Consider the following 18,686-nt stretch of genomic DNA (forward strand, 5'->3'; position numbering starts at 1 on the left):
GCTCACTTTTCAACTGCGATGGTGGCTCAGTTTTAGCTTATCAAATACATCCATTTTGATTAACAAAATGGATTTTTTCTTGTTTACCAAAAGTATGGGTTTGTAAAGTGTTTTTGATCAAACTTTACTTCAAAGCCACAACTCATAACTTTGTATCAAAAACAAAAAATCCGCACCCTAAATCTACTTGGATACGAATTTTTATGTATTATTGGATACGACGATATAAACCAACTACTTTACCCAAAATTGTAACTTGGCTAACTAAAATTGGGTCCATTGATGAGTTTTCAGGTTGTAGACGGAAGTGTGTTTTTTCCTTATAGAAACGTTTTACTGTTGCTTCATCGTCCTCTGTCATAGCAACAACGATCTCCCCATTGTTTGCAGTAGAAGTCTTTTTCACAATGACATAATCTCCATCGAGTATACCAGCCTCAATCATTGATTCTCCCATTACTTCTAGCATAAACAATTGGTCTTCATTTGCACCATATGAATCTGGTAGAGGGAAGTATTCTTCAATATTCTCGATTGCTGTTATTGGCAAACCTGCTGTTACTTTACCGATTAAAGGAACATTAACGACATTTTGTTTCGGAACAGAAACGTCTTCTTCTAGGTCAAGTATTTCGATGGCACGAGGTTTAGTAGGGTCCCGACGAATTAGGCCTTTACTTTCTAAACGAGCTAAATGTCCATGTACAGTAGAGCTTGATGCTAGACCAACTGCTTCTCCAATTTCACGCACTGATGGTGGATAACCTTTAGTTCGAACCTCTTGTTTAATAAATTCTAAAATATCTTCTTGCCTTTTCGAAACTTTTTTCACACTCTCTCACCTCTATATGAATATCTATCATTACTAGTTACATATAGTATAGCAACGCAACATAGAAAATGCAAACATAAGTTCGAAAAATCTATTGACAAAAACGTACGTTCGGTTTAAATTAAAAATATAAAATACGAACAAACATTCGGAGAGAGGTTAATAGTATGAAATGGTTACAAAAAAATAGTTATATTACAGTACTTTTCACAACTTTCTTACTTATAGCAGCATATGTAGTAGTTACAGATGAAGGTGAAACTTCATACGAACAAATTGAAGTACAGCATGGTGATAGTTTATGGTCATTAGCGAACAAATATAAAGGCGATATGTCTTTACACCAATGGATAGAAACAGTTAAAGTTGAAAACGATCTACGCGATGAAACAATAGTAGCTGGTGGAGAACTTACAATACCGATTCCAGCCGACACATTAACTATTGCCCAGGATTCTGAGGAAATTACAACAGTAAAGGTAGCGACGAATAACGAATGAAATCTAATAACAACGCGGTACTTTATAGTCGAGTAAGTACCGAGAAAAACACCCAAGAAACATCACTAGCAAGACAAGAAGAGGAATTACAAAGATACGCTGAAAAAATGGGTTATCAAGTACTAGCAACATTTCAAGATCAAAAAAGTGGTTATGAAGTAGATAGAGATGGTCTTCTTGAAATGATGGATTATATTAAGGGAAATGATATACAAGCATTATTTGTGCAAGACGAAACACGTTTAGGACGTGGTCATGCCCGAATGGCAGTATTGCATCTACTTCAAAAAGATGAGATCAAGATTTTTTCATTAAATGATGCTGGCCCACTTACCTTTAATGAAATGGATACAATGTTGTTAGAGATACTTGCGATTGTTGAGGAATATCAAAGGAAAATTCATAATGCGAAAATTAGAAGAGGTATGCGTCGTGCAGTTCAAAATGGCTACAAGCCAGAGTTAAACTTAAAAGATCGAGGAAACCATGATGGTCGTGAACGATTAGATGTACCAATTGAGGAAATTGTAAGCTTAAGACAAAAAGGTCTTACCTTTCAAGAAATTACTACAACGTTAAGAGGACTGGGATTTGAAGTGAGTAAAGCTACTGTGCATCGAAGATTTCAAGAATATACCGAAGGGCTAGAAGGCTAATCATTTTGATACACAGTTTAGGAAATAAAAAGAGATCCTCTAGTCCGTAAAAAAAAGACGAGAGGATCTTTTTATAATAAACAATACAATACAATCCTATTTATTTTAAATTGACAATTTTCAAACCCTGTTTATTTAAATGTTCAAGAATTCTAGGTAAAGCATCAATTACAGCTTGTGATTCATGTAAAAGAATAATAGAACCAGATGCATCAATGTTTTGAATATGCTGATAGATTTTATCTGCATCTCGTGTTTTCCAATCTTCGGGATCTTGATTCCATAAAATCATTTTATAATTATTTTCTTGAATAATCTTTTCAGTTTCTTCATTGAAAGCTTCATAGGGTGGTCTGAAAAGGATTACCTCATCGTTAATAATTTCCTCAATAACTCTAGTAGATTGTTGTATTTCAGCAATTTGGTCATTGTATGTAAGTGATGCCAGATTAGGATGGGTCATTGAATGGCTACCGATTGAAAAACCATTAGAATGAACATATTGCACGGAATCAGGATACTTTTTTGTATTCACACCTATGAAGAAAAAAGTACCTCCTGCCTCGTATTTGGTTAAAATATCAGCAATTTCCTTTGTATATTTTGAAGGACCGTCGTCAAAAGTGAGGGCAACGGTACCCTCAGGCAAACTAAAAGTCTTTGATTCTGAAATTTTAATAGTAGGAACTTGAGAGATTGATTGTGTCGCAGCAACCTTAGGTGTTATCTTTTCGATGTGTTTATCTTTTTCCAATATCGCTTTTGTTGTTATCGTTTTAACATCAATAGTATCTGTTTTATTAACACTAGCTTGAATCCAAGGCTGGTAATTTATAAAGAAAATGATAGTGAAAATTAAAACACAAGGTATTGCAACACGAACCCATTTTAATGAAGGGTTATGGATACTTGAGACTGATTTCTCAAGATTGTCAGTTCTTGGTTGGTTTTTTTCTTGTTCAGAACTAAGCTGTGTATAAAAGCTGGGATGGTTACTTAAATCATCAATACTTTCAAAGCAATTAAATATTTCTAAAGCATTCTTATAATCTACAGAACACTCAAAATAAATTTTCTCACTTAAATCAAGATAGGTTTTTGTAACTAAACCAACTGAATGCAAATCTGTTGGTTTGGTTGCCATATGTAAAGCGAGTCGATACTTATGTTTATCATCGAAGTCAATCACTTCTTGTAAGTTATTTGCGGTATCCCGATCTATTTTCCAAAAGAACTCAAATCTCTCTTGATTATTAAACAAATGAATATGTAAGTATGTTTCGTCGTTAGTTATATTTATATCAATTAATTCTAACACTTTTCCGTAATAGTCTGACATGGTACACCCTCTCTTGTACTACTTTATTCTGGTTTTGATGTTGAGTTAGAAGATGCATTCGTTGAAAATGAGAAGGACATTCTTTCTGTAAAATCGTTTATCGTTTCCATTAATTTAGCTTTTTCATCAACGATTTTTTGATATTGCTCTAACGATTTTTGATTTTCAATTTCAAGATTTCTAATTTTTTCTTCAAGCTTCTTGACTGTTAACATGTTTTGATACTGATAGCTCGTGAAATCATCATTTAGCTTTTTGTATTTTGATGTTTCAGTTTCTAATTGGTTTGAAATCTTTTCATATTCCATTTTTGAAGAAAGTTGATATGCTTTATAATCTTCAATAAGTTGATCATATCCCATTTGTTTACTAGTTAATTTATTTTCTAATTCATTTATCACCTTTTGGTCTTCTTGTAAAAGCTGATCTTTTTTTAGTAAATCTACATTCAAGCGATTAATTGTTTCATTCGCTGAAAGCAATTGCTCTTCTAATGCTTTTTTCTTATAAGATAGCAATTGTCGATCTTTCAAAATATTTTCTACTGAGTTCATCAAATCTAAGGATAACTTATCGGAGTTATCTTGGAATTTTTCTAATACTTGTCCAGAATCACTCGTAGAAGATACATTATTATCAATTGTCTCAGTTGTGGGTTCTTGTATTTTTTCGATATTTTCATTGATTTGATTTTGGTTCGAAAGGATATCTTTGAACCAATTCATCCCTTTTTTCTCCACTACCTTTGTCATAGTCTCATCTCCTATTTTATTACTTCTCTAGTAAAATTCTAATTTATTATAGGAGAGTATAAAATATAGCGAAAGTACCATTATTTCTAATGGTTATATAGGTAAAATTAACCTTAAATAATAAGGCTGTTATGTGATATTAACTATGAATTTGAAAATTGAAGAATCTATTGAGTTGAAAAGGGGAAATAACCTTGAGAAGTTACTCCAAATAAAATAAAGTACCTATTTGAGTTAATTTCATAATTCCGATACCTACGGTATCAAGGGTTCTAAAACAATAAAAAACGGGCACCTCCCCAATTTGGTATAATTTAAGCGATGAAACCAAATTAACCAAGAGGTGAATGCCCTATGACTATTGTAAAACAAATAAGTCTATTTGACATCCAAGATTTATTCGAAATGCAAAATTCACATCGTTTTGATGCCATTTTTTCGACATTTGATGTGCAACCAATTTTTAATCTGTTTTCCAAAAAAACAATGCGAGGTGCACCACGTGAATTAAACTATGGTGCAATGATTCAATCTTTAATAATTCGCATCGTTGAACGGATTCCAACAATCAAGGATTTAGTTAAACGTTTGGTCAACGACCCTTTATTTCGTCTAGATTGTGGTTTCCTTATTTCTGATGTGGTTCCATCGGAAGCTTCTTACTCACGCATGATTGACATTGTGAGCCAATCCGATGTATTAGATCAAATGCAAGATACATTGATTCAGACAGCTATGTCAGAAGGCTTCCTTTGTGATGAACACATTGCTATTGATGCCACACATTTTGAATCCCGTGACGCATCAAAACCTTCCGAGAAAAAGGTTTCTACGATACCGAAAAAACGTGGCCGTAAGTCAAAAGAAGAACGCGAAGCTTGGTTGATTGAACAAGCAGAAATAGAAGCGAATCAATCGACTTATGAAAAAGAAATCAAACATCAATTAGATATACCACTTGAAACGCTGTGGCAAGATGCCCCAATTGAACCAAACTGGGGTATCAAGAAAAACAGTGAAGGTAAAAATACGTTTTGGTTTGGATTCAAAGGACATCTAGCAGTGGCAACAAAGAGCCAATATATCGTGAGCCGATTAATGACATCTGCCAATCTATCAGATAGTAAAGTTGCCATTCCACTTTTAAAGAGGGCTGAAAGCCTATTACCAAGTTATTTTACAACAGCAATCCTTGATGCAGGTTATGATTATGAGCCAATTTACCGTCAACTTCAAAACAACCAAATGCGTACAGTTATTCCTTACAATGTCCGCAATGAAGGCGAATATGTTGGATATGATGAATATTTCAGACCCACTTGTGTACGTGAACATAGTTACTGTTACGACAGCTTCGACGCAAAATATCAGACGTTAAAATTTACACGACCAAAAGAATGTGCGACCTGTCCATTACGCGAGGATTCGCTTTGTCAAAGGGTATTCAAAATCAAATGTGAAACGGATATTCGGAAATTTACTTATCCCGCACGAGGATCTGAACTTTGGAAACAACTTTATAAAGAACGTACCGCCGTTGAGCGCGTCAATGCGTATTTAAAACAGTATTTTCAATTAGAAAACGTCCGTCATAGAACAGGAATAAAAGGAAAGTTCCATTTTAACCTGGTGACGTTTATTTATAATGCATGCAAGCTAGCAGTCGATCGAATCAATGAATCATTAAATAGTCAAAATCGAGCAGCCTAAATTTTTAAAACGAAGTTTTCCTTAACAAAAGTAGTCTATACTTTTGAAAAAGATGATTTATGAAATTGATTCATTTAAATAGAACGCTTTAGGAATTTTAATTTTATAAAGGTAATTACTTGCTTATTCAGCCTTTTTTTCTTACCTTTTAAGTATCGGAAAACGAAAGGTTGGAAAATTAGATGTTATCAAAAGAAAAAATTGCAAGAATTAATGAACTATCAAAGAAAAAGAAAATGGGTACAATAACTGAAGTTGAGGCAAAGGAACAAACAGCCCTTCGTAGGGAGTATTTAGATTCATTCCGTAATAGTTTCCGTAACACGATTGAAAATGTTCAAGTGTTTGATGCGCAAGGAAATGATGTAACACCGGATAAAGTGAAAAAATTAAAACATAATCGCTTAAATTAAATAGAATAATATAGCATATTGGTAAAAAGTATGTCTTATTTCCGAAAATGTCTTGATATAGGATTGTTTTCTTACCCAATCTTGTCTAAACTGTAAAAAGAACAATAATTAGACCGAGAAAGGAAGTCTAGCAATGATACAAAATGCGGATTTACTAGCAATTAATGCAATCCGAACTTTATCAATTGATGCAATTGAAAAAGCTAATTCAGGCCACCCTGGTTTACCAATGGGTGCTGCGCCAATGGCATATACTTTATGGACAAAACAATTACGACATAACCCACGAAATCCTAAATGGACTAATCGCGATCGTTTCGTTCTTTCAGCTGGTCATGGATCGATGTTATTATATAGCCTTTTACATTTAGGCGGTTATGGTCTTGATATGGAAGAAATTAAAAATTTCCGCCAATGGGGATCAAAAACTCCGGGTCATCCTGAATATGGTCATACGGTTGGGGTAGAAGCAACAACTGGTCCGCTTGGTCAAGGTATTGCAATGAGTGTTGGTATGGCAATGGCTGAACGTCATCTAGCTGCTACTTATAACAAACCAGGACATGAAATCGTTGACCACTACACATACGCTTTATGTGGAGATGGAGATTTAATGGAAGGCGTTGCTGCAGAGGCAATTTCCTTAGCTGGTCACTTAAAATTAGAAAAATTAATCGTTCTTTATGATTCCAATGACATTTCATTAGATGGTGATCTTGCAAAATCATTCTCTGAAAATGTACAAAAACGCTTCGAATCATATGGATGGAATTATATCCATGTAGCAGATGGAACAGAAGTAGATGCGATTAATAAGGCAATTGAACAAGCGAAACAATCGAAAGACAAGCCTACATTAATCGAAGTAAAAACAGTAATCGGTTATGGCTCTCCAAATAAATCTGGGAAGTCTGACTCACATGGTGCTCCACTAGGCACAGATGAAGTAGTATTAACAAAAACTGCGTATGGTTGGGATCATGAACCATTCCAAATTCCACAAGAAGTATATGATGTTTTCAATGCCGCAGCAGAGAGACAAGGTGTACAATCGGAAGCAGAATGGAATGCAAAGTTCGAAAGCTATAAAGCAGAATACCCAGAATTAGCTGAACAATATGTAAGAGCAATGAACAATGAATTACCTGCTGATTTTGACGCTGAAGTACCAGTTTATGAAGCAGGAAAATCTGTTGCGACTCGTTCATCATCAGGAGACGTAATTAATGCTCTAGCGAAAAAAGTCCCTTCATTTTTTGGTGGAAGTGCTGACTTAGCAGGTTCAAATAAAACAACGATTAAAGGTGGCGGTGATTTCTTCGCAGAAACACCAGAAGGCCGTAATATTTGGTTCGGTGTTCGTGAATTTGCAATGGGTGCTGCATTAAACGGTATGGCATTACATGGTGGATTACATGTATTTGGCGGTACTTTCTTCGTATTCTCAGATTACGTTCGTCCAGCAGTTCGCCTATCAGCATTAATGGGATTACCTGTAACATACGTATTCACACATGACTCCATTGCTGTTGGTGAAGATGGTCCAACCCATGAACCAGTCGAGCATTTGGCTGCATTCCGTGCAATGCCGAACGTATCTGTGATTCGTCCTGCTGATGCAAATGAAAGTGCGGAAGCTTGGAAATTAGCCATTTCATCACAAAGCACACCAACATTGCTAGTACTTTCTCGTCAAAACTTACCTGTGTTAGCGAATTCAGCTAATCTTGCAAAAGAGGGTGTTGGAAAAGGAGCTTATGTAGTTTCTCCAGCAACAAAAGGTACGCCAGATGTAATTTTAATCGCGACTGGTTCAGAGGTTTCATTAGCGGTAGATGCACAAAAAGCGTTGCTTGCTGAAGGGATTGATGCTTCAGTTGTCTCAATGCCATCAATGGATCGTTTTGAACAACAATCTGCTGAATACAAAGAATCAGTATTACCTAAAGCAGTAACGAAACGTCTTGCCATTGAAATGGGTGCATCTTTTGGTTGGCATAAATATGTTGGATTTGAAGGAGATGTTCTTGCTATTGATAAATTCGGTGCAAGTGCTCCTGGCGAAGTGGTCATTGAACAATATGGCTTCACAGTTGAAAACGTTGTAGCAAAAGTAAAAGCTTTATAATCAAATATTACGAATCTGCCCTGTATGTTTCTAACTACAGGGCTTTTTTCTATATCTTTTTTTATATAAATCTCTACAGAAGTAATTTTTATAATTTTCAGAATATATTTTCAGCATTTTCTGAAAATTATTGTTAAAATAGATTAAATTAGTTGTTTAGTAGAGAGGCTGGTGCATTCAACATGAATTTATCAATACGAAAGAAGATGTGGATGGGCTTTGGTACCGTAAATTTTCTATTATTATTCATCTCAATCATAGCGTTTTTCTCAATAAATGATATAACAAACAAGTATAAAATGATGAATGAAGACAATGTAGAAAAGATTAATTTAGTAAATGAAATTGAATATGTACAAAAGGAAGTTGAGGCATACATTTTAGAATACATTACTTTTGGTCAACAGCAGTTGATTGATAAAATGAATGCGTCCATTGAACGAGGTACAAATGCACGAGAACAATTAGTGGCAACAATAACAAATGCAGAAGCTTTAAACATTATGGAATCTCTCGAATCAGCTACACAAGAATATAACAATGCAGCAAATGAGGTTATTAAAGTCAAAGATAGTGGTGGATATTATGAGGGTTCACTTGAATTGATGCGGTTAAATAACGCAACGGCTACAACCAACTTAAATCAGATTGTTGACTATGTTGAACAAAATGTTAGTCAGACCCAAAGTGATCTTGATGGCTATCAAGCTTTTTCAAATATGCTAGTATTGATCATTTCCGTTGTTACTATTCTATTAGGATTGATAATAGCAACTGTCATCAGTCGAAATATTTCCAATCCAATTAAGAAAGTAACAAATGGACTTGAAAAGGTAGCTTCAGGAAATCTTTCTATTGATACAATCAAAGTTAAAAATAAGGATGAAGTTGGGAAGATGGCTGAAACCTTTAATAATATGTTAGCTGATTTAAAAGGGATTGTACTAAGTGTTCGAAATTCATCCTCTCAGTTAGCAGCTAGTGCCGAACAATTATCAGCTAGCTCAGAAGAAAGCTTGGCTTCTTCACAAATGGTAGCCACTTCAGTTGATCATCAGCTAAAGACAAGTAATCATCAGGTGAATCTAATGGATACTTCCGTTCTTTCTTTAAAGGATTTAAATTCAGGATTAAATCAAATCGCGAAGAATAATGAGGAAATGCTACTTTCTTCAAATGAGGTGAATGACTTAGTAACAAAAGGTGCATCTGTCGTTTCAGAAGTTGCGATTCAAATGAATACTATTCATGAAACTTTTAACGAAACAACCGAAAAAATGAAGGAAATGGAAAAGCTATCCTATGATATTCAAAATGTCACAGCACTCATTACAGAAGTTTCAGAACAAACTAACTTGCTTGCTTTAAATGCAGCGATTGAAGCAGCGCGAGCTGGAGAATATGGTAAAGGATTTGCAGTTGTTGCAGATGAAGTTCGAAAGCTTGCCCAACAATCGAGACGATCTGCTGAAGAAATTACAAAAATGTTGAACCATATTCAAGATGCAACTGGGGCGGCGGTTCATACAATTTCCAATGGAGGTATGAAGGTAAACAAAGGATTGACAAAGACTAACGAATCCTTGGAAGTATTCCATGCTATTGAGGAAAGCGTGCAGGATGTTGCGATAAAAGTGAAATCCGTTTCAACAGCAATCGAAGAAATTCATGCAATGGCAGACTCAGTAACAGAAAGTGTCGTTCAAGTACAAACACTCGCAAAAGACGCTGCCGTCTTATCAACGGACTCCAGTGCAGCAACAGAACAGCAATTAGCAGTTACACAAGAGATTACATCGAGTGCTCAATCCTTGGCTAATCTTGCTGAATCACTTCAAAGGGAAGTAAGTAAGTTTAACATTTAATTCCTTATGATTACCCCAAATAGTGCGTGGTAAAAACAAACTAAGATATATAGAAAACATCTTCGAACTATATGAAGATGTTTTTTGTTTGGAAAAAAATAGCCTTCTGCAAATATTTAATAGTAACAATAATTTTCCATAATGCCAAAAAATAGCTTGTCAATATTGTTCAACAATTATACTATATAATTATCAATTTAAGGAAGTGTAGGTATGAAATTCTCTATTACTAAAAAGATGTGGATAGGCTTTGGTACAATTCTATTTTTATTAATCGCTATTTGTATAATTTCCTTCTTTACGACTAGAGACATTACAAACAAGTATAAATCAATTATAGAAGTTGATATGGAGAAAATTAATTTAGCGGCAGAAATACAAATTATTCAGACTGAAGCAGAGGCAGCATTGCTTGAATATGTAGCTCTAGATGATCCCAATTCATTAACACTATTAGAAGAATCAAATCAAATTGAAGAGGAAACTACTAATGAGTTAAACAAATTAATTACAGATGAAGAATCAATAAATGTATTATCGGAACTTCAACACCTGTCAACTCAATATTTTGAATCAAATAATAAAGTAATAGAGTTAAAGGAACAGGGACGGTCATATGAAAAAGCCTTACAAGAGTCAAAAGAGATTAATGATCAAATGGAAGAGATTTTAACAAAATTAGTTGCAATCCAAGAACAAAATGTAGCAGAATTAAAAAATCAAATCGATGTTTATAATAATATCTCGATGACTTCTCTTATTGTCATTGCAATAATTAGTGTACTTTTAGGTTTAGGGATGGCTACTTTAATTAGTAATAATATATCTAAGCCGATTAAAAAGATGACAGTTGGCCTTGACGAGGTAGCAAAAGGAAATTTAACAACTGAAACGATACATATAAAAAATAAAGATGAAGTCGGTGCGATGGCCGTAACTTTTAATAGAATGTTAGTTGACTTGAGAAGTATAGTCTTAAGTGTTCGGGATTCTTCATCACAATTAGCAGCTAGTGCCGAACAATTATCTGCAAGTTCAGAGGAAAGTTTAGCATCTGCTCAGCTTGTTGCAACATCAGCAGAACAGCAACTATTATCAAGTGATAGTCAAGTGAAATTAATGGATAGTTCTGTTGACTCCATGAGAGATTTAAACGTTGGAATGAACCAAATTGCACAAAGCAATGAGGCAATGCTACTTTCTTCAAATAGTGTACATAAACTTGTGAATAAGGGAGCTTCAGTAGTCTCGGAAGTAGCAGATCAAATGAATACAATCTCTGAAACATTTAATGAAACAACGGAAATTATGAAGAAAATGGAAAAACATTCTAATGATATTCAAAATATAACAGCGCTGATTACAGAAATTTCTGATCAGACTAATCTACTTGCTTTAAATGCTGCAATTGAAGCGGCACGGGCAGGGGAGTATGGTAAGGGATTTGCAGTTGTTGCTGAAGAAGTACGAAAACTTGCAGAGCAATCAAAAAAATCTGCTGAAGAAATTACAGCAATGGTCAATCAAATACAGCTAGCAAGTGGTGCCGCTGTTCGAGCTATTACAAATGGTGGAACAAAAGTTACGGAAGGTTTAAGCAAAACAAAGGATTCTTTAAAAGTGTTTGATAAAATTGAAGGCAGTGTTGAAGACGTTGTGATGAAAGTTGAATCTGTTTCATCAGCTATTGAAGAAATACATGCAATGGCTGATTCGGTAACAAAAAGCGTCATCAAGGTTGAATCACTAGCTAAGGAAGTAGCAACTTTGTCAAATGATTCAAGCGCAGCAACCGAGCAACAATTAGCGGCGAATCAAGAAATTTCATCAAGTGCCCAGTCTTTAGCCAATTTAGCAGAAAAACTGCAACAAGAAGTCAGTAAATTTAGATTATAGTAAATGGAAAAGGATGCATTCCTATATAGGGTGCATCCTTTTTGTATCGGTTATAGCTTTGCATAGGATAGTGGAATTTCGTAAGTTGTTTAGATAGAAGTCTATTTTGAGTTCACTAATCCATTTTGAAATGCATAAACGACTGCCTGCGTACGATCTTGAACCTCGAGCTTTGCTAAAATATTGCTAACATGTGTTTTCACTGTTTTTAATGCTATAAATAAATCATCTGCAATTTCTTGATTTGTTTTTCCTTGTGCTACAAGTAGCAGTACTTCCATTTCACGTTCTGTTAATTGTTCGTGAAGTGGAGAGGAAGAACCAGATCGCATTCGCTGCATCATTTTCATTGTCACTTCAGGCTCTAGAACAGATTCCCCTTTGATGGTCTTACGAATCGCATCAGCAATTTGTTTGGCATTGGAGGTTTTTAAAATATAACTTACAGCTCCAGCCTCTAAAGCAGGATATACTTTATCATCATCTAAAAAGCTCGTCACCATCATAATTTTTGCTTCTGGCCATTGAGTTAATATTTCCGCTGTTGCTTCGGCGCCTGTCATTACGGGCATAACATTATCCATTAGTATTAGGTCTGGCTTTAATTTCATTGCAAGCTCTACAGCTTCTTGACCATTTGATGCCTCACCAACCACGGTCATATCGGGCTGAGCAGATAAATAGGCTGAAACACCGATTCGCACCATTTCATGATCATCAGCTATTAAAACATTTATCATTTTTTCACCTCTTGTTGGTATTTATTTTATCGGAAAAAGGCTACTCTTCCTTCTCCAAGTCGTCATGATTATTTGCATTTTCTGGATTATTACCACTAATGCCTTTTCTTTTCAACGGAACTTTCACTTCTACAATCGTTCCTTCACCTGGAACAGATACGATTTTATAAGTACAGCCTATTTCAACCGCACGTTCTGCGATATTTTTTAGACCGTAAGATGTTGTTTTATCTTCTTCTAGATTAAAACCGCGACCGTTATCTTGAATTCGTAAAATTCCAATCTGATCTCGAGCAACTAATAATAACTCTACTTCTGTTGCTTTTGCATGACGTAATGTGTTCGATAATGCTTCTTGGGCAATTCTAAATAAATGATCCTCTTCTGCCTTTGTTAATTCAAATTCCTCAATTTTATATTCGACATTAAAATGAACCTTCTGTTGAAGCTCCAATATTAGACCAGTTAATCCTTCCGCAAGCGTATTGTTACGCAGTGCAATTGGTCGTAAATGTAATAATAAAGCACGCATTTCAAGCTGTGCCTGTTGAACAATTTTTTCAATTTGTAACAGTGTATGCTGGGAATTGTCTACAGGCTGTTCTTGTTCTGTTAATGAAGATAATAACATCGATGCGGCAAACAGCTGCTGCGAAACGGAATCGTGCAATTCTCGAGCCAAGCGTTGTCTTTCAGCAACGATTCTTTCCTGAATAATAGTGTCGTTTGTTTCCACTCGTTGATTCGTTAGCTTTTGTAAACTTTGACGTTGTGTTTCAATCAATTCGTGAGTTTGTTGCAATGCTTTACGAAGGGATCTTGGAATTTTTTTATTTTCTAACGAGAACTCAGGGTCTACTAATTTTTTTACATAACGTAAGGAAAATCGTTCTCTTGCTTTCTCTGCAACAGCAATCCAAATGCTTAAGAAAATACTTACCATAAGAATTGCGAAAATAAAGTAGGTAACAAGAGGGATATCCTGATATTTTTCCTCCCAAAATGGACGGAAAGTTTCTTCAACTGGCTCTCCTAAAAGATAATAAAAGAATACAAAAATGATAGAAGTCAACATCGAAAATATTGAGAGTGTGCGTACTGTAAATGCAATCATTGGCGAGCCACCTCCACATCTCCAAGCCAAGTGGCGACATGGATTACTAATTTCCGTTTGGCGCCATCTGTTTCGCCATCTTCAAATGTCAGATGTTCGTTCATTAGACGTTTTGGTGGATTTTGTAATAGCTTTGCCTCACCTAAAATTGTAGAATATTGAAGGCGAAACGGTATGTCATAGGGAACCAAAATTATAACTTTTCCGATGGATTGTCGTATCGTAATAACCGAAGTGCCTGCTGGTAATATGGTTTGAGTAGTATCAATTGTAATGTCACCAAGAAATCGCTGTATTTGAACGTCTTGCCATTTGTATGCATCTAAAGGAGCAGCGGTGCTACCAAAAAAATCGTTTTTATGTATCGCTCCTTTTTCAAATGCTTCATCTGATAGTGTAATTACATCTTTTTGTTTCTTTGACTGTCTATATAACATGTAAATTAATATACCGACAACAAATAATCTCAGCGTAAAGACGGAAAGAATAGCGATAAAGGCAAAAAAACATCCAATCCAGAAAAGCATACGATTTCGTTTTGAGAAACTATAATAAAATAGTAGGGCAGTAATAATGAGTAAGAAGGCGCCGCCATTATTAAAAATTGTAAGCTCAGCGAATACAATTAATAATAAAATAATAAGAGCAGTCGTTAATTGATCTGTTGTGAATTTGTTCATGAGGGGCTCCTCCTCTTTGTTTATACATATATTTGAAACGCAATAAGGGAGAAAGCAACATTAAAGTTTTGCTTCCTCCATTTGTGTATATTTAATTCCACTTCAGTGAAATCTCACATTATTATAGCATTACATAGCTTGTTCACTAGTTGATTCTACAGTATTTTCCATTGAATGACTATTTTTATTCTTTTTTCCTAGCTGTGCTAAACGTGATTCTAGCATCGTTACTTCATATTTCTTATCGATTTTAGCTGATAGATGGTCGATATAAGCCGAAATATCTTCAAAGTTTGTTTCGTTCGATGATTCAATCACATGATCCATTTTGTGATGAGCGCGGACCACGTTTTCTTTTCCCATCAATTCTAGCTGACGAACCTTCATATCTTTAATTTTGTGCTTCATTGTTTCATACTTGCTTTCTAACTCATAAACTTGCACTTTAGTAGTTTCAATACTTGTTAATAAGTTAGAAGTTCGAAGAGTATAAGTTTCGACTTCTTTTTCCGCAAAAGCAATCAAATCTAATTCTCCGCTTTCTTTTGCTAATGCTAGTTGACTAGTTCGTTTCTCAAGCATCGTATTTGCCTCGTCATATTCACGCTGTAATTGATTTTTTAATTGAAGCTGTCTTTGCAATAACTTGCCTGTTTGTTCTGTTTGTTTTTCTGCTTCGCGAATGTATTGGTTTAACATCGCTATTGGATTTTTACTTTCTTTTTTATCAAAAAACTCATGTAAATCTGCTTTTATTTGGTATTTAAATCTGTCGAATAAATTTGTCATTTTTCAATCTCTCCTTAAATGTTTTTCTTTAAAAGTTGTACTGTTATTTTGTTAAGTTTGACCATTCTCTTTCAAAATTCGTGAAAGGGTCATTAGACTTTGATGATCTATGTTCTACTGTCATTTCTTCATCTTTCCATTTTCTATATAGAACATATAGGATGACAACCGCTACAATTCCAATGATTGCAGGAATATTCGCGATTGCTGATGAAGCACCAATTACCCCAAGGATAATCCAAATTACTTTTGAGAAAGTAGTATGGCTTTTTGTATAGAAATACATGGCAGCTAGTATTAACAATCCTGAAAATGCTAGACCAATCATTGGTCCTAACATACAAAGTGCAATTATGAATGTTACTCCTCCAGCAATTAAAATTAAAAGTTTTTTCATTTTCAAAAACTCCTTTCGTTGATACCTTTATGTTATCTTTCCTAAGTGTTTTTCAAAACGGCCTCAAAATGCATTTTTCACTAGGTCTTGAGGCTGAGAAGGTTATAGGAACTCAGTGCTATTCTTACGTATCCTTCGTTTTTTGACAAAAATAGAAGGAGTACCATGACAGTTTATGACAAAATATTCGGAAACTTTATCTTATAATATTTGGTAAAGAAAGGAGGACAACATATGAGAATTTATTCAATATTTAATATAAGAAAAGAATATCAATCATTTATATTTGGTAGAGAACGAATGTTGTTTGAAATGGTAGCAAATAATGAACGGGAACCAGAGTCCTCTGTCAGTAAGCAGCTTAGTTTTATTTGTGAACCTTTAGAGGCAAATAGTGTGAGAGGCGAAATTTACACTCAATTAGAAAATAAATTTCCAAGTATTCGCTGGGTGGAAGACTACTTGCAGATTGAGCATCAGATAAAAGGGGAAATAAAGATTAAACTGTTTAAATATTATATTGAGGCGGTTTGTGAAGGGTCTCGAATGCTTGATCTTGATTTATTTCAAAGCTTAGGTCAAATCAACGATTCCTTCTTAGCATTTAATAAAGAAGAAGCTGAATGTGGTTGGTTGAAGCCAATCAAACATTTAACATACTAGAGGGAAAAATCTTAAAATGGGTTCTTCAATAGAAAAAACTGCTGAAAAGCTAGAAACCATAAAGGTTATAGTGTATAATTCCTCATGGAGAGTTTTTCTCGGTATACAGTGAATTGCGGAGGAGGTTAGCACTTACTATGAATTTATGGTTAGGAATTATACTTATCGTGGTAGCATTAATAGGGGGCGTTGCATTAGGATTCTTTATAGCCCGTCAATATATGATGAAATATTTAAAAGAAAACCCACCAATTAATGAACAAATGATTCGAGTGATGATGTCTCAAATGGGACGTAAACCATCAGAGAAACAAGTTCGTCAAATGATGTCTCAAATGAACAAATTACAAAAATAATCATTACTTAACAACAGTTTTTTTGAAGAAGCTGTTGTTTTTATTTTTTTATGACATGTAAGAAGTTATTGTAAACAAAAAATCCACTCCAACAAATTAGCAGAGCGGATTTTTGAATTAAAATATCTTAGATTATAAAGCATCAGTTAGTAAACTCTACAATGCTTCTTTAACTTCAGCAATATATTCTTTACTCCGTACATATTTTTCGATAAATTCCTTTACGGTTTGTTCGTATTGGGTAGGGTTTTCATTATAGGATTGAGCATGTGCACCTTTTTCGAACAATTTAATCATTTTTGGACCATTTTTTACTTCATACATTTCTTCTGTCATTTCAGATAAGATGAAATCATCTTCTAAGCTATGGATGAAGAGAATTGGAGAGTTAATATTCATAACAGCTTCTTTTGGAGAGACGCTTCGTAGTGAATATCCGTCCCGTAGACGAATGAACATATCTGCTAAGTGAACAGGGAGTTGTGTACGTAGTACCGTTTCTTTTTTTATAACGTGGGCAACTTGTTTAGAGAAATCAGAAAATCCACAATCCGAAATATAGAAATCGGCACCATCTTCAATTGCTCCTGCATAGAGAAGGGTAGTTGCTGCCCCCATTGACTCTCCATGAATGCCGATTATCGCATCTTCACCAACTATGGATTTTACTGTATTTACGACAGCTTCTAAGTCGAACTTTTCATAATAACCATAGCTTGTTGTTTTACCACCAGATTCTCCATGTCGTCGATGGTCAAATACAAAGGTGTTGAATCCAAGTCGTTCATACATCCGAACATACTTTACAGAATTTATTTTGTTCTCAGTTACACCATGGCTAATAATAACAGTATTTTTCGTATCAAGAGGTTTTAAGAAAACACCTTTTACCGGATATCCGTTTGGTGAATCAATTAGCATCTCTTCTTTCCGACATTTGTTATACCAGGCTTCATCAAAACGTCGTGCTTTTATTTCACGATCATAAATAAATTGATCATCTTTCTTTTTGATGTACATTAATTGATTTGTTACTAAAATTCCAAATACAGTAGTAACAGCTGAAATAACCGATGTAACAATACCTGAAAGTAAAAGCAATTTCCGTCGTTTCATAAAAACACCTCAATTCTATTCATTAAATATCTAACAGCCTATTAAAATCATTGTACCACGCCACTGTAAAATAGGTGTTAAATCTTAAAAATTGTTTCAAAATGGTAAAAGGGGATTGATAATATTCCGTTATCAGTTGATACATGTACCATTTTGAAATTCTCCGCGCCATTTGTATACTATTATTTTACGCAAAATTATGTAAGAAGTTCACTCGGAATGTTGGAAGTGGCCGTTAATTAGCAGTAAAATATGTTTAGGGGGTTAGAAGACGATGGCAAAAAATAAACAAACAAAACGTACAACATTTTCTCGACAGGACGAATCAAAATCAGATTCGTTAACATTACAGGATCAATTAAACAGTGATATTGTTGCAAAATTAAAGCTTGCGAAAAAAAGCTTAGTTGAAGAAGAGCATGCAAAGGAAGAGGAACGCCAAGCAAAACTAGCCTTTGAACGTAAACAACGAGAAAAGAATATGAGCTTTGAGGAATTACTAGAAAAGTACGGTGATAAAGGCTCGAAGTTTTAATAAAAATGGGGCAGCTCGTAACTTGAGCAGCCCCAAAAAAATTTTGAAGTCTAAAAAAATGTCCACTGTAAAAATAAGTGCTGCATTCTATCAAAAAAAGACCAGTCAGATTTTCTAACTGATCAAGTATTGTAAAGAATTTTAACAATAGCATTCTATAAAAACAGTCATGAGTTTTTCACACCCAACCCTGGCATGAAAATAA

General features: G+C 34.6%; 19 protein-coding genes. 10 read left to right on the forward strand and 9 right to left on the reverse strand.

The window, feature by feature from the left end:
- Positions 1-208 precede the first annotated feature (208 nt).
- On the reverse strand, positions 209-832 hold the full coding sequence (lexA, locus tag CD30_RS16645) for a transcriptional repressor LexA (protein ID WP_036179432.1): 624 nt from the start codon (positions 830-832) through the stop codon (positions 209-211).
- Positions 833-999: 167 nt separating this feature from the next.
- Here lexA and yneA point away from each other — a divergent pair, with 167 nt between their 5' ends.
- Complete coding sequence (gene yneA / locus CD30_RS16650; RefSeq protein WP_036179435.1) at positions 1,000-1,332, forward strand: cell division suppressor protein YneA; 333 nt, start codon at positions 1,000-1,002, stop codon at positions 1,330-1,332.
- Positions 1,329-1,988, forward strand: coding sequence for a YneB family resolvase-like protein (locus tag CD30_RS16655; RefSeq protein ID WP_036179438.1), 660 nt, complete (start codon positions 1,329-1,331; stop codon positions 1,986-1,988). The genes yneA and CD30_RS16655 overlap by 4 nt, the downstream gene beginning before the upstream one ends.
- A gap of 100 nt (positions 1,989-2,088) precedes the next feature.
- On the opposite strand, the gene CD30_RS16660 is transcribed toward CD30_RS16655, so the two are convergent.
- Both CD30_RS16660 and CD30_RS16665 read right to left on the reverse strand, forming a co-directional pair.
- On the reverse strand, positions 2,089-3,327 hold the full coding sequence (locus CD30_RS16660) for a polysaccharide deacetylase family protein (RefSeq protein WP_036179442.1): 1,239 nt from the start codon (positions 3,325-3,327) through the stop codon (positions 2,089-2,091).
- Positions 3,328-3,350: 23 nt separating this feature from the next.
- Positions 3,351-4,079: a hypothetical protein gene (locus tag CD30_RS16665; RefSeq protein ID WP_036179444.1), complete on the reverse strand. Its 729-nt coding sequence runs from the start codon at positions 4,077-4,079 to the stop codon at positions 3,351-3,353.
- Positions 4,080-4,433: 354 nt separating this feature from the next.
- Between CD30_RS16665 and CD30_RS16670 the strand changes: the two genes are divergently transcribed.
- The 5 genes from CD30_RS16670 to CD30_RS16690 all read left to right on the forward strand — a co-directional run bounded on the left by CD30_RS16670 (position 4,434) and on the right by CD30_RS16690 (position 12,091).
- Positions 4,434-5,789 (forward strand): IS1182 family transposase, encoded by a 1,356-nt coding sequence (locus CD30_RS16670; protein WP_036179447.1) that lies wholly within the window; start codon positions 4,434-4,436, stop codon positions 5,787-5,789.
- Positions 5,790-5,971: 182 nt separating this feature from the next.
- Positions 5,972-6,202: a DUF896 domain-containing protein gene (locus tag CD30_RS16675; protein WP_036179450.1), complete on the forward strand. Its 231-nt coding sequence runs from the start codon at positions 5,972-5,974 to the stop codon at positions 6,200-6,202.
- A 133-nt stretch (positions 6,203-6,335) separates the two neighbouring features.
- On the forward strand, positions 6,336-8,330 hold the full coding sequence (gene tkt, locus CD30_RS16680; protein WP_036179453.1) for a transketolase: 1,995 nt from the start codon (positions 6,336-6,338) through the stop codon (positions 8,328-8,330).
- A 182-nt stretch (positions 8,331-8,512) separates the two neighbouring features.
- Positions 8,513-10,195 carry a methyl-accepting chemotaxis protein gene (locus CD30_RS16685; protein ID WP_084078020.1) on the forward strand — a complete coding sequence of 561 codons (1,683 nt, stop codon included), beginning with the start codon at positions 8,513-8,515 and terminating at the stop codon, positions 10,193-10,195.
- 213 nt (positions 10,196-10,408) lie between these two features.
- A complete protein-coding gene (locus CD30_RS16690; protein ID WP_036179455.1) occupies positions 10,409-12,091 on the forward strand; it encodes a methyl-accepting chemotaxis protein in 1,683 nt (560 codons plus the stop codon).
- 101 nt (positions 12,092-12,192) lie between these two features.
- On the opposite strand, the gene CD30_RS16695 is transcribed toward CD30_RS16690, so the two are convergent.
- From CD30_RS16695 to CD30_RS16715, 5 genes are all read right to left on the reverse strand, one after another.
- Entirely contained in the window at positions 12,193-12,831 is a 639-nt protein-coding gene (locus CD30_RS16695; protein ID WP_036179457.1) for a response regulator transcription factor, read from the reverse strand.
- A 40-nt stretch (positions 12,832-12,871) separates the two neighbouring features.
- Entirely contained in the window at positions 12,872-13,945 is a 1,074-nt protein-coding gene (locus tag CD30_RS16700; RefSeq protein ID WP_036179459.1) for a sensor histidine kinase, read from the reverse strand.
- Positions 13,942-14,625: a cell wall-active antibiotics response protein LiaF gene (gene liaF / locus CD30_RS16705; RefSeq protein ID WP_036179461.1), complete on the reverse strand. Its 684-nt coding sequence runs from the start codon at positions 14,623-14,625 to the stop codon at positions 13,942-13,944. The genes CD30_RS16700 and liaF overlap by 4 nt, the downstream gene beginning before the upstream one ends.
- 129 nt (positions 14,626-14,754) lie before the next feature.
- Positions 14,755-15,414, reverse strand: a complete 660-nt coding sequence (locus tag CD30_RS16710) for a PspA/IM30 family protein (RefSeq protein ID WP_036179463.1) — start codon at positions 15,412-15,414, stop codon at positions 14,755-14,757.
- A 43-nt stretch (positions 15,415-15,457) separates the two neighbouring features.
- Entirely contained in the window at positions 15,458-15,811 is a 354-nt protein-coding gene (locus tag CD30_RS16715) for a lmo0954 family membrane protein (RefSeq protein ID WP_036179466.1), read from the reverse strand.
- A 234-nt stretch (positions 15,812-16,045) separates the two neighbouring features.
- Here CD30_RS16715 and sirA point away from each other — a divergent pair, with 234 nt between their 5' ends.
- Together sirA and CD30_RS16725 are read left to right on the forward strand one after the other, a co-directional pair.
- On the forward strand, positions 16,046-16,474 hold the full coding sequence (gene sirA, locus CD30_RS16720; RefSeq protein WP_036179469.1) for a sporulation inhibitor of replication protein SirA: 429 nt from the start codon (positions 16,046-16,048) through the stop codon (positions 16,472-16,474).
- A gap of 137 nt (positions 16,475-16,611) precedes the next feature.
- Positions 16,612-16,830: a YneF family protein gene (locus CD30_RS16725; protein ID WP_036179472.1), complete on the forward strand. Its 219-nt coding sequence runs from the start codon at positions 16,612-16,614 to the stop codon at positions 16,828-16,830.
- Positions 16,831-16,986: 156 nt separating this feature from the next.
- On the opposite strand, the gene CD30_RS16730 is transcribed toward CD30_RS16725, so the two are convergent.
- Positions 16,987-17,946 (reverse strand): alpha/beta hydrolase, encoded by a 960-nt coding sequence (locus CD30_RS16730; protein ID WP_052126291.1) that lies wholly within the window; start codon positions 17,944-17,946, stop codon positions 16,987-16,989.
- A 274-nt stretch (positions 17,947-18,220) separates the two neighbouring features.
- Here CD30_RS16730 and CD30_RS16735 point away from each other — a divergent pair, with 274 nt between their 5' ends.
- Positions 18,221-18,481: a YqkE family protein gene (locus tag CD30_RS16735; protein ID WP_036179475.1), complete on the forward strand. Its 261-nt coding sequence runs from the start codon at positions 18,221-18,223 to the stop codon at positions 18,479-18,481.
- Positions 18,482-18,686: the final 205 nt, after the last annotated feature.

This window comes from Ureibacillus massiliensis 4400831 = CIP 108448 = CCUG 49529, from assembly GCF_000772965.1.
GTDB classification, from domain to species: Bacteria; Bacillota; Bacilli; order Bacillales_A; family Planococcaceae; genus Ureibacillus; species Ureibacillus massiliensis.